Source organism: Microbacterium terrisoli (assembly GCF_030866805.1).
Taxonomy (GTDB): domain Bacteria; phylum Actinomycetota; class Actinomycetes; order Actinomycetales; family Microbacteriaceae; genus Microbacterium; species Microbacterium terrisoli.
In genome coordinates, this window is the sequence record NZ_CP133019.1 from 1565645 (window position 1) to 1577228 (window position 11584).

The following is an 11584-nucleotide window of genomic DNA, read 5'->3' on the forward strand; positions in this document are numbered from 1 at the left end:
CGCCGCAGGACGAAGGAGGTCCGTGTGATCGACAAGCAGGTGGCCGACCCCGCACAGGCGGTGGCCGACATCCCGGACGGAGCGACCATCGCCGTCGGCGGCTTCGGGCTGAGCGGCAACCCGATGGCGCTGATCGAGGCGCTGCTGGCACAGGGCACGACGGATCTGTCGGTGATCTCGAACAACTGCGGCGTCGATGACTGGGGTCTGGGAGTGCTTCTGGGCGCTCGACGCATCCGCAAGATGACCTCGTCTTATGTGGGCGAGAACAAGGAGTTCGAACGGCAGTTCCTCGAAGGCGACCTCGAACTGGAGCTGACGCCGCAGGGCACCCTCGCCGAGAAGCTGCGGGCCGGGGGAGCCGGGGTCGCTGCTTTCTTCACTCCGACCGGCGTCGGCACGCAGGTCGCCGAGGGCGGCCTGCCGCGACGCTACGACGGCCACGGCGGCATCGCCGTGGCGTCCCCGGTCAAAGAGACCCGCATCTTCACCGTGGGCGGGCGTGAACGCGAGTACGTCCTCGAAGAAGGCATCGTCGCCGACTTCGCGCTCGTGCACGCTCTGCGTGGCGACCGGCACGGCAACCTGGTCTTCAACAAGGCCGCCCGCAACTTCAACCCCCTGGCGGCGATGAGCGGCCGGGTGTGCATCGCACAGGTCGAGGAGCTCGTCGAACCGGGCGAGATCGACCCCGATGCGGTGCACCTGCCCGGCATCTATGTCCAGCGCGTGGTCGAGGTGGGCACCGGCATCGAAAAGCGCATCGAACGGCGCACCGTCGCCTCGCCCGTGGAAGGAGCATGACATGGCACTGACCCGCCAGGAGATGGCCGCCCGCGCAGCACGTGAGCTGCCCGACGGCGCTTACGTGAACCTCGGGATCGGCCTGCCGACCCTCGTCCCCAACTACGTGCCCGACGACGTCACCGTCGTGCTGCAGTCCGAGAACGGCATTCTCGGCGTCGGCCCGTATCCGACCGAAGAGAACGTCGATCCCGACCTCATCAACGCCGGCAAAGAGACGGTGACGCTGCTGCCGGGCGCCGCGTTCTTCGACTCGGCCACGAGCTTCGGCATGATCCGCGGCGGCAAGATCGACGCGGCGATCCTCGGTGCCATGCAGGTGTCGAAAGACGGAGACCTGGCGAACTGGATGATCCCCGGCAAGATGGTCAAGGGCCCCGGCGGCGCGATGGACCTCGTCCACGGAGCGGGCAAGGTCATCGTGCTGATGGAGCACGTCGCCAAAGACGGCTCGGCGAAGATCGTGAACGCGTGCTCGCTGCCGTTGACCGGCAAGCGGGTGGTCGATCGCATCATCACCGACCTCGCCGTGATCGACGTCACCGACGACGGACTGGTGCTGGTGGAACTCGCGCCGGGCGTGAGCGTCGATGACGTGGTGGCAGCCACCGAACCCGAGCTGACCATTCCCGCAGAGCTTAAGGTGAAGGCATGAACACCGATGATGTTGTGATCGTGGCGGCTGCGCGCACCCCACAAGGGCGGCTCAAGGGCCAGCTCGCGCCGCTGACGGCAGTGCAACTGGGCAGCGCCGCCATCGCCGGCGCGCTGGAGAAGAGCGGCATCCCCGCCGACGCGGTCGACGCCGTGCTGGTCGGCCAGGTGCTGTCGGCCGGGGCAGGGCAGAACCCTGCGCGCCAGGCGGCGATCGGCGCCGGCATCCCGTGGACCGTCCACGCCAGCGGCGTGAACAAGGTCTGTCTGTCGGGTCTGACCGCCGTCATCGATGCCGCACGCATGCTGCGGCTCGGCGACGCGACGGTCGTGGTGGCCGCCGGTATGGAGTCGATGACCAGGTCGCCGCACCTGCTCATGGGCTCACGCGATGGGTGGTCGTACGGCACCATCGAAGTGCTCGACCACATGGCCTACGACGGCCTGACCGACGCATACGACCGCGAGAGCATGGGCGCCTCGACCGAGCGCCTCAACGGCCGCTATGAGGTCACGCGCGAGGAGCAGGATGCCGTGGCCGCCCGCTCTCATCAGCGCGCAGCCGCCGCCTGGGATGAAGGAGTCTTCGACGCCGAGATCGTGCCCGTCACGATCCCGCAGCGGCGGGGCGAGCCGGTCGTGGTCACACGTGACGAGGGCATCCGCCCCGACACGACCGTCGAGACGCTGGCAGGTCTGCGCCCGGCCTTCGCGGAGGGCGGCTCGATCACCGCCGGCAACTCGTCACAGATCTCCGACGGGGCCTCGGCGGTCGTGCTCACCACCCGGTCGCATGCCGACGCGAACGGATGGAAGGTGCTGGCCGTCGTCGGTGCGTCCGGCCAGGTCGCCGGCCCCGACAACTCGCTGCACGAGCAGCCTGCGCGTGCGATCGGCGGGGCACTGGACAAGCAGGGCATCACCGTCGCCGACCTCGACGTCGTCGAGATCAACGAGGCGTTCGGTGCCGTGGTCGCCCGCTCGCAGCGCGAGCTGGGCCTGTCGGACGACCGTGTCAACATCCACGGCGGCGGAATCGCGATCGGCCACCCGATCGGGGCCAGCGGCAACCGGCTCGTGGTGCACATGGTGCACGAACTGGTGCGCCGCGGCGGGGGCACGGCGGCCGTGGCCCTGTGCGGTGGCGGCGGTCAGGGCGACGCGCTGATCATCACCCGCTGACCTCGCTCACGCTGTGCACGTGGCGCACCACGTGCACAGCGGCGCGGGCGGGATGCTCGCTCAGTCCTCGATGTGCTGCTTGAGGTACTTCTTCTCGTGACCGGCGATCGGCGAGTCCAGCGGAGCGAGATGGCCCGTGCCGGCGCGGCGGACATCGACGATAGCTCCGATGGCCAGAGCCAGTGAGACCGCCCAGCCCACCCAGGCCAGTGCCGTGCGCCAGGTGAACGGCTCCTTCTCGCGAAGAGCGCGCAGCAGCTGCATGCCGCTGGTCGTGGCAGTGATGATCCCCGTCCCGAAGACATACTTGCGCATGCCTCCACGCTAGCGTGCTGTCCGCTCGCCGCGCCGCGGACATCTCCGCGTTCGGGCGCTGTTAGCCTGAGAGTGCACTCGCGGAACGAAGGCAGGCACGGACATGCGCCAGGCAGAACTCGTCGTCGTCGCGAACCGTCTGCCCGTCGATCGAGACGAGAACGGCGGTTGGCGCAGGTCACCCGGGGGATTGGTGAGCGCGCTCGAGCCGGTCATGCGCACCGTCGACGGTGCGTGGGTGGGCTGGCCCGGTCAGGCGGGGCTCCACGTCGACGAGTTCGAGTTCGAAGGCACCCGGCTCGTACCCGTGACGCTGTCGGCGGAAGAGGTGGAGGACTACTACGAGGGGTTCTCCAACGACACGATCTGGCCGCTCTACCACGACGTGATCTCCGTTCCGAGGTACCGACGCGAGTGGTGGAACGCCTATCGCAAGGTCAACGAGCGGTTCGCGGATGCCGCGGCCGCCGTGGCCGCGTCGGGGGCGACGGTCTGGGTGCAGGACTATCAGCTGCAGCTGGTGCCGCAGTTGATCCGCGAGCGCAGGCCCGATGTCACGATCGGCTACTTCCATCACATTCCCTTCCCGGCATACGGCCTGTTCTCTCAGCTGCCGTGGCGACGGCAGGTGCTGGAAGGGCTGCTCGGAGCCGACGTGATCGGGTTCCAGCGCACCGCCGACGCCAGCAACTTCGCCCGTGCCGTGCATCGTCAGCTGCGCCATGAGACGCGGGCCAGCGGCATCCGGATCCCTCGAGAAGACGGCACGATCCGCGTGGCGCTCGCGAAGGCGTTCCCCATCTCGATCGACACCGCCAGCTACATCGAGATGGCCGCGCGGCCCGACATCCAGCAGCGTGCGATCCAGATCCGCGAAGAGCTCGGCAATCCCGCCAAGATCCTGCTGGGAGTGGACCGGCTTGATTACACCAAGGGCATCCGTCATCGGATGAAGGCGTTCGGCGAGCTCCTGGCCGAAGGATGGCTTTCGGTCCAGAACGCCACCCTCGTCCAGGTGGCCAGCCCCAGCCGCGAGCGCGTGGCCGCGTATGTGCAGCTGCGTGACGAGATCGAGCTCATGGTGGGTCGCGTCAACGGCACATACGACACCATGGGACACACCGCCATCCGCTATCTGCATCAGGCGTTCCCGCGGGAAGAGATGGTGGCGCTGTACCTGGCCGCTGACGTCATGCTCGTCACCGCTCTGCGCGACGGCATGAACCTCGTCGCCAAGGAGTACATCGCGAGCCGCATCGACAACCGGGGAGTGCTCGTGCTCAGCGAGTTCACCGGCGCGGCCGACGAGCTCGGCAGTGCCGTCCGGATCAACCCGCACGACATCGAGGGTGTCAAGGACGCCATCATGCAAGCCGTCGAGATGGCGCCTGCCGAGCAGGGCCGTCGCATGCGCAAACTGCGAAAGCGCGTGCAGGAGCATGACGTGCAGGCGTGGTCGCGCAGCTTCTTGACGGCTCTTGCCACGGCGCGGGAGGCGAACGCCTCGTGACGGCCGCGGCGGCCCAGCTCGACGCGCTCGTGACTGCTCCCCGACTTCTGGTCGCGCTCGATTTCGACGGCACGCTCTCACCACTGTGCGACGAGCCCATGAAGGCGCGGATGCTGCCGGCTGCCCGCACCGCCGTCGAAGCCCTGGCGGCAGTGCCGTGCACCTGGGTGGCGCTGGTGTCGGGCCGCAGCCTGTCGGATCTTCGCATCATCGCCGAGCATCGCGACGACTCGCCCCTCCTGCTGGCGGGCTCGCACGGTGCCGAATACTGGACGCCTTCCGGCGGCACCGTCGAACCTGCCGAACAGCCGTACGACCTCGTGCTGCGAGACCGCCTGCGCGCCGACGCGGAGCAGTCCACGAGGGGACTGCGCGGCGTGTGGATCGAGCCCAAAGCGTTCGGATTCGGCGTGCACACCCGGCTTGCCACGCCGACCGACGCCGTCGCCGCCGGTGACGCCATCGACGCGCTGGTCGCCGCGCATGCACCGCACTGGCGGCGGCGCACCGGGCACAACATCCTGGAGTTCGCCTTCCGCGACGAGGGCAAAGACACCGCGGTCGCGCATCTGCGCGAACTGGTGCGCGCCGACGCGGTGCTGTTCGCCGGCGACGATGTCACAGACGAGGATGCGCTGCGCAGCCTCGGCTCCGGCGACGTGGGAGTACGCGTAGGAGAAGGCCATGCCACCGCTGCTGCGATCGTGTGCTCTGACATAAAAGCCCTCGCAGAGCTGCTCTCCGGGCTCGCCGGGCGCAGGGCCGAACGGGGCGGAATAGACTGCGAGCATGCCTGCGCCTGAGAATGCACCGATAGACATCAAACCTCGCAGCCGAGTCGTCACCGACGGTATCGAAGCCACCACATCACGCGGAATGCTCCGTGGAGTGGGAATGGGAGACGGCGACTGGGACAAGCCCCAGATCGGCATCGCCTCGAGCTGGAACGAGATCACGCCGTGCAACCTGAGCCTTGATCGGCTCGCGCAGGGGGCGAAACAGGGAGTGCACGCCGGTGGCGGCTACCCGCTGCAGTTCGGCACGATCTCGGTCTCGGACGGCATCTCGATGGGTCATGAGGGCATGCACTTCTCGCTGGTCTCGCGTGAGGTCATCGCCGACTCGGTCGAGACGGTCGTCATGGCCGAGCGCCTCGACGGCACGGTGCTGCTGGCTGGCTGTGACAAGTCGATCCCCGGCATGCTCATGGCCTCTGCCCGACTCGACCTCGCCAGCGTGTTCCTGTACGCCGGTTCCATCGCGCCCGGTTGGGTCAAGCTCTCGGACGGCACCGAGAAGGAGATCACGATCATCGACTCGTTCGAAGGCGTCGGAGCGTGTCTGGCCGGCCGGATGAGCGAAGAAGACCTGCACCGCATCGAGTGCGCGTTCGCCCCGGGCGAGGGTGCGTGCGGAGGCATGTACACCGCGAACACGATGGCCTCTGTGGCCGAGGCCCTCGGGCTCAGCCTGCCCGGCTCGGCGGCCCCGCCGTCGGCCGACCGTCGCCGTGACTTCTTCGCCCGTCGCTCGGGCGAGGCAGTGGTCGAGCTGCTGCGCCAGGGCATCACGACCCGCGACATCCTCTCGGTCGAGGCGTTCGAGAACGCGATCGCCCTCGCGATGGCGTTGGGAGGCTCGACGAACGTCGTCCTGCACCTTCTGGCGATCGCCAATGAGGCCGAGGTCGAGCTGAGCCTGCACGACTTCAACCGCATCGGCAACAAGGTGCCGCACGTGGCCGACATGAAGCCCTACGGACAGTTCGTCATGAACGACGTCGACAGGCACGGCGGCATCCCGGTCATCATGAAGGCGATGCTCGACGAGGGCCTGCTGCACGGCGATGCGCTGACGGTCACCGGCAAGACGCTCGCCGAGAACCTCGAAGCCCTGAACCCGCAGCCGGTCGACGGCACCGTCATCCACACGTTCGACAACCCGATCCACGCGACCGGGGGTCTCACGATCCTGCACGGGTCGCTGGCGCCCGAAGGTGCCGTGGTGAAGACGGCCGGCTTCGATGCCGCGGTGTTCGAGGGACCGGCTCGCGTGTTCGAGCGCGAGCGCGCCGCGATGGACGCACTCGCAGCCGGGGAGATCGCGGCGGGCGACGTGCTCGTCATCCGCTATGAGGGTCCGAAGGGCGGTCCGGGCATGCGCGAGATGCTCGCGATCACCGCGGCCATCAAGGGCGCGGGGCTCGGAAAAGATGTACTACTCTTGACAGACGGACGATTCTCAGGCGGCACAACCGGCCTGTGCATCGGCCATATAGCACCCGAAGCCGTGGACGCAGGTCCGATCGGCTTCGTGCGCGATGGTGATCTGATACGGGTCGATATCGCGGCTCGCTCTCTCGATCTACTCGTCGATGAGGATGAGCTGGGCTCCCGAAGGGAAGGGTGGGAGCCACTGGAACCGCGCTACACCCGTGGCGTCTTGGCCAAGTACTCCAAGCTCGTGCGCTCGGCAGCGCAAGGGGCTGTCACGGGGTAAGGCCGTTTCGCACCCATCAGTCTGCTGAATCGAAGAAAGATCACCATGCCCGCAGATTCCACTGCGGCCGTTCCACGGCCGCCTGCCCGATCAGCGTCCGCCCCGGTGCTCACCGGTGCCCAAGCCGTCGTCCGCACGCTCGAGCTTCTCGGCGTCACCGACGTGTTCGGACTGCCCGGCGGCGCCATCCTGCCCGTCTACGACCCGCTGATGGACACCTCCGATATCCGTCACATCCTCGTCCGCCATGAGCAGGGCGCCGGTCACGCAGCCGAAGGCTACGCGTCGGCGTCGGGCAAGGTCGGTGTCGCCATCGCCACGTCCGGCCCGGGTGCGACCAACCTCGTCACCGCGATCGCCGACGCCTACATGGACTCGGTGCCGATGCTGGCCATCACCGGTCAGGTGTTCAGCACGCTGATGGGCACGGACGCGTTCCAAGAAGCCGACATCGTGGGCATCACGATGCCGATCACGAAGCACTCGTTCCTGGTCAGGCGTGCCGAAGACATCCCCGGTGCGCTCGTCGCGGCGTACGAGATCGCGTCGACCGGACGGCCGGGTCCGGTTCTCGTGGACATCACGAAGGACGCACAGCAGGCCGAATTCTCGTTCGTCTGGCCGCCGAAGGTCGACCTGCCCGGTTATCGGCCGGTCACCAAGGCGCACGGCAAGCAGATCCAGGCTGCGGCGCGCATGATCGCCGAAGCGCACAAGCCCGTCCTGTATGTCGGGGGCGGGGTGATCCGCGCTCGCGCTGCGGCCGAGCTGCTGACGCTGGCCGAAACCACCGGAGCGCCGGTGGTCACGACCCTGATGGCCCGCGGCGCGTTCCCTGATTCGCATCGGCAGCACCTGGGCATGCCCGGCATGCACGGCACGGTCCCCGCCGTGCTCGCGCTGCAGGAGGCCGATCTGATCGTCTCGCTCGGCGCTCGGTTCGATGACCGTGTCACCGGCAAGTCGGCGCTGTTCGCACCACACGCGAAGGTCGTGCACGTGGACATCGACCCGGCAGAGATCTCCAAGATCCGTCTGGCGGATGTGCCGATCGTCGGGGATCTGAAAGACGTCCTGGTCGACCTCGAGGTCGCCTATCGGAGTGTCGCGGACGACGAGTCCGACAATACGGACGAGTGGTGGTCGTACCTGGACGGTCTGCGTGACGAGTTCCCCCTCGGCTATGCGGCCACCAGCGACGGTCTGCTCTCTCCGGAGTACGTGATCCAGCGGATCGGGGAGCTCACTGGGCCAGAGGCCGTCTACGCGGCCGGTGTCGGCCAGCACCAGATGTGGGCCGCACAGTTCATCAAGTACGAGCGGCCGAACGCGTGGCTGAACTCCGGCGGGGCCGGCACGATGGGCTACGCGGTTCCAGCGGCGATGGGGGCCAAGGTCGGTCAGCCCGACCGCGTCGTGTGGGCGATCGACGGCGACGGCTGCTTCCAGATGACCAATCAGGAGCTGGCCACCTGCACGATCAACAACATCCCGATCAAGGTCGCGATCATCAACAACTCGTCGCTGGGCATGGTGCGCCAGTGGCAGACGCTGTTCTACAACGGCCGCCACTCCAACACCGACCTGAACACGGGTCACGGCACGATCCACATCCCCGACTTCGTCAAGCTCGCCGAAGCCTACGGGTGCCTCGCGCTGCGGGTCGAGAAGGAAGAAGACGTGGATGCCGCGATCCAGACGGCACTGGAGACCAATGACCGACCGGTCGTCATCGACTTCGTCGTGAGTGCCGACGCGATGGTCTGGCCGATGGTGCCACAGGGCGTGAGCAACAGCTACGTGCAGTACGCGCGCGACCACGCTCCGGCGTTCGACCAGGAAGACTGAGGAGGATCGACATGCCCAACCACGTGCTGAGCCTCCTGGTGGAGGACAAGCCCGGCCTGCTGACTCGCGTCGCGGGTCTGTTCGCCCGGCGCGGCTTCAACATCGCGTCCCTTGCCGTGGGCGTGACCGAGATTCCCGGACTGTCCCGGATCACGGTCGCCGTCGACGTCGAGGAGCAGCCTCTCGAGCAGGTGACCAAGCAGCTGAACAAGCTCGTGAACGTCATCAAGATCGTCGAGCTCGAACCGGCGGCATCCGTCCAACGCGAGCACATGCTGATCAAGGTGCGTGCCGACAACGCGAACCGATCCAACGTCCTCGAAGTCGTCAACCTCTTCCGTGCGTCGGTGGTCGACTACGCGCCCGACGCGGTCGTGGTCGAGGTCACCGGTGACCATAGCAAGGTCGAAGCCTTCCTGCGCGCACTGGAGCCCTTCGGCATCAAGGAACTCGCCCAGTCGGGCCTCGTCGCCATCGGCCGCGGCAGCAAGAGCATCACCGAGCGCGTGCTGCGCGGCTGAGGCATCCCACACACTCAATCCAAGGAGAAACCACACATGACCACTGAGATCTTCCACGACGCCGACGCCGACCTGTCCATCATCCAGGGCAAGAAGGTCGCCGTCGTCGGCTACGGTTCCCAGGGCCACGCCCACGCGCTGAACCTGCGCGACTCCGGTGTCGAGGTCGTCATCGCGCTCAAGGAGGGCTCGAAGTCCATCCAGAAGGCGACCGAGGCAGGCTTCGAAGTGAAGACCGTCGCCGAGGCCACCGACTGGGCCGACGTCATCGTCATCCTTGCGCCTGACCAGCACCAGCGCGGCATCTACGCCGAGTCGATCAAGGAGCACCTGCGCCCGGGCAAGACGCTGCTGTTCGCCCATGGATTCAACATCCGCTTCGGATACATCCAGGCGCCTGAAGGCGTCGACGTGATCATGGTCGCCCCCAAGGGTCCCGGACACACGGTGCGCCGTGAGTATGAGGCCGGCCGTGGTGTGCCCATCATCGCCGCCGTCGAGGTGGACGCCTCGGGCACCGCGTGGGAGACCGCCTGGTCGTATGCGAAGGCGATCGGGGGCCTGCGCGCCGGCGGCATCAAGACCACGTTCACCGAAGAGACCGAGACCGATCTGTTCGGCGAGCAGGCAGTGCTGTGCGGCGGTGTGTCGCACCTCATCGAGGCGGGCTTCGAGACGCTGGTCGAGGCCGGCTACCAGCCGCAGATCGCCTACTTCGAGGTGCTGCACGAGATGAAGCTGATCGTCGACCTCATCTGGGAGGGCGGCATCTCCAAGCAGCGCTGGAGCGTGTCGGACACGGCGGAGTACGGCGACTATGTGTCGGGCCCGCGTGTGATCGACCCGCACGTCAAGGAGAACATGAAGGGCGTGCTCGCCGACATCCAGTCCGGTGCCTTCGCGAAGCGCTTCATCGACGACCAGGACAAGGGCGGCACGGAGTTCCTCGCCCTGCGCGAGAAGGAAGAGCAGCACCCGATCGAGGCCACCGGCCGCGAGCTGCGCGCACTGTTCGCCTGGAAGCAGCAGGACAGCGACTACACCGACGGGTCCGTCGCCCGCTGATCGACCGAGCGACGAGGTGGGCCGGGGGAGCGATCCTCCGGCCCCTTCGCTATCGGGCGTTTCGTGCCTCAGCGAAGTGATTCGAGGTACGAGCCCAGTGCCACCCCTGCCGCACCTCGGGCAACGCCCGCCGATGTCCACGCCACGACATCGACGGTGGGAGAGGCACCCAAAGTTGGCGTACTGCTCGCGATCGATGCAGTGAGGGGCTCGGCGATAGCGGCCCAGTACTGAGTCGTCCGCCCGCTGACGCGGATGTGATCGATGCCCAGGAGAGTGCTCACCGATCCGACGGCTCTTCCCAGTTCGCGGGAGCGGTCTTCGAGGAAAGCTGCGGTGGCGGCGTCCTGTGACATGTCGGACGCGCCGAGCGCACCGGCGGGCGCCCCCGCATTGAGCTCGGCATAGCCGAAGACCGTCTGCACACATCCACGATTCCCGCACCGACACAGGGCGCCGTTGGGATCAGTGCTGATATGCCCGAATTCGATGCTCCCGTGACGCACTCCACGCACGATCGAGCGGGCGGTGACGATGGCCATGCCGACACCGTCGCCAATATGCAACAGGAGAAAGCTGTCAGGAACGGTCGGCGCGAACGCCAACTCGCGCTGCGCGAGGGCGATGACGTCATTCTCGACGAATACGGGTAGAGGTATGATCTTTCGCAGTTCGGCGCCGAGTGGATAGTCATGCCAGCCCAAGACTGTGGAGATCAAGACCGTACCGTCGGTGGTGTCTACGACACCCGAGACGGTCACTCCGACCGCGATGACCGGCCGGGGGTGGAGTGCGTGGCGTAGAGCATCCACGGCTCTGACTATCCCGGCGATTTCGCCACCGGGTTCGATCGGGACGTGCTGGGTGTCGGCAATTTCTCCGGCAATAGTCACGGCAGCCGCGAGGATGCCCGTGCGCTCGATGGAGACGCCGACGAGCACTCCGCCGTCCTCCCGCGGCTCAAGAGGGATGCTGGGGCGGCCACTGGTGGTGGTGAGCGGTGCCCCCTCCTGAACGAAGCCGTGCTTGACGAGCGTCCGCACGTGGGTGCCGACCGTGGCGGGGACCAGGCCGAGGCGCGCCGCGAGTCTTTGTCTGCTGGAACCGGGAGAGCGGGCGATCTCGCTGAAGATCAGCCCGCGGCTGGACGTTCCTGCAGAAGGATACGGCGTACCGTCCATCGTTT

Annotated in this window: 11 protein-coding genes; 9 read left to right on the top strand and 2 right to left on the bottom strand. The window is 67.2% G+C overall.

Annotated features, from left to right (window positions below):
* Positions 1-24: 24 nt before the first annotated feature.
* Genes QU603_RS06700 through QU603_RS06710 form a run of 3 tightly spaced genes read left to right on the top strand, consistent with a single transcriptional unit; the run spans position 25 to position 2640 of the window.
* Complete coding sequence (locus QU603_RS06700; protein ID WP_308493711.1) at positions 25-804, top strand: CoA transferase subunit A; 780 nt, start codon at positions 25-27, stop codon at positions 802-804.
* A gap of 1 nt (position 805) precedes the next feature.
* On the top strand, positions 806-1459 hold the full coding sequence (locus QU603_RS06705; protein WP_308493712.1) for a CoA transferase subunit B: 654 nt from the start codon (positions 806-808) through the stop codon (positions 1457-1459).
* Complete coding sequence (locus QU603_RS06710) at positions 1456-2640, top strand: acetyl-CoA C-acetyltransferase (protein WP_308493713.1); 1185 nt, start codon at positions 1456-1458, stop codon at positions 2638-2640. The genes QU603_RS06705 and QU603_RS06710 overlap by 4 nt, the downstream gene beginning before the upstream one ends.
* Positions 2641-2700: 60 nt before the next feature.
* On the opposite strand, the gene QU603_RS06715 is transcribed toward QU603_RS06710, so the two are convergent.
* Positions 2701-2955 carry a hypothetical protein gene (locus tag QU603_RS06715; protein WP_308493714.1) on the bottom strand — a complete coding sequence of 85 codons (255 nt, stop codon included), beginning with the start codon at positions 2953-2955 and terminating at the stop codon, positions 2701-2703.
* 103 nt (positions 2956-3058) lie between these two features.
* On the opposite strand from QU603_RS06715, the gene QU603_RS06720 reads away from it, so the two are divergent.
* The 6 genes from QU603_RS06720 to ilvC are packed head-to-tail and all read left to right on the top strand — an operon-like array spanning position 3059 to position 10398.
* Positions 3059-4465 (top strand): alpha,alpha-trehalose-phosphate synthase (UDP-forming), encoded by a 1407-nt coding sequence (locus QU603_RS06720; protein ID WP_308493715.1) that lies wholly within the window; start codon positions 3059-3061, stop codon positions 4463-4465.
* The gene (gene otsB, locus QU603_RS06725) at positions 4462-5268 is read left to right on the top strand and encodes a trehalose-phosphatase (protein WP_308493716.1); all 807 of its coding nucleotides are present in this window, start codon (positions 4462-4464) and stop codon (positions 5266-5268) included. Before QU603_RS06720 ends, otsB begins: the two co-directional genes overlap by 4 nt.
* Complete coding sequence (ilvD, locus tag QU603_RS06730; RefSeq protein ID WP_308493717.1) at positions 5255-6964, top strand: dihydroxy-acid dehydratase; 1710 nt, start codon at positions 5255-5257, stop codon at positions 6962-6964. Before otsB ends, ilvD begins: the two co-directional genes overlap by 14 nt.
* Before the next feature lie 45 nt (positions 6965-7009).
* Positions 7010-8812 (top strand): acetolactate synthase large subunit, encoded by a 1803-nt coding sequence (locus QU603_RS06735; protein ID WP_308493718.1) that lies wholly within the window; start codon positions 7010-7012, stop codon positions 8810-8812.
* 11 nt (positions 8813-8823) lie between these two features.
* On the top strand, positions 8824-9333 hold the full coding sequence (gene ilvN, locus QU603_RS06740; RefSeq protein WP_308493719.1) for an acetolactate synthase small subunit: 510 nt from the start codon (positions 8824-8826) through the stop codon (positions 9331-9333).
* 36 nt (positions 9334-9369) lie between these two features.
* The gene (gene ilvC, locus QU603_RS06745) at positions 9370-10398 is read left to right on the top strand and encodes a ketol-acid reductoisomerase (protein WP_308493720.1); all 1029 of its coding nucleotides are present in this window, start codon (positions 9370-9372) and stop codon (positions 10396-10398) included.
* Between the two features lie 68 nt (positions 10399-10466).
* Here the strand turns inward: ilvC and QU603_RS06750 are convergent, their stop codons facing one another.
* The gene (locus QU603_RS06750; protein ID WP_308493721.1) at positions 10467-11579 is read right to left on the bottom strand and encodes an ROK family protein; all 1113 of its coding nucleotides are present in this window, start codon (positions 11577-11579) and stop codon (positions 10467-10469) included.
* Positions 11580-11584 lie beyond the last annotated feature (5 nt).

Coding starts and splice junctions, on each gene's coding strand:
- QU603_RS06720 (WP_308493715.1), top strand. CDS start 3,059: ATGCGCCAGGCAGAACTCGTCGTCGTCGCGAACCGTCTGCCCGTCGAT.
- QU603_RS06705 (WP_308493712.1), top strand. CDS start 806: ATGGCACTGACCCGCCAGGAGATGGCCGCCCGCGCAGCACGTGAGCTG.
- QU603_RS06715 (WP_308493714.1), bottom strand. CDS start 2,955: ATGCGCAAGTATGTCTTCGGGACGGGGATCATCACTGCCACGACCAGC.
- ilvN (WP_308493719.1), top strand. CDS start 8,824: ATGCCCAACCACGTGCTGAGCCTCCTGGTGGAGGACAAGCCCGGCCTG.
- QU603_RS06750 (WP_308493721.1), bottom strand. CDS start 11,579: ATGGACGGTACGCCGTATCCTTCTGCAGGAACGTCCAGCCGCGGGCTG.
- QU603_RS06735 (WP_308493718.1), top strand. CDS start 7,010: ATGCCCGCAGATTCCACTGCGGCCGTTCCACGGCCGCCTGCCCGATCA.
- QU603_RS06710 (WP_308493713.1), top strand. CDS start 1,456: ATGAACACCGATGATGTTGTGATCGTGGCGGCTGCGCGCACCCCACAA.
- ilvD (WP_308493717.1), top strand. CDS start 5,255: ATGCCTGCGCCTGAGAATGCACCGATAGACATCAAACCTCGCAGCCGA.
- ilvC (WP_308493720.1), top strand. CDS start 9,370: ATGACCACTGAGATCTTCCACGACGCCGACGCCGACCTGTCCATCATC.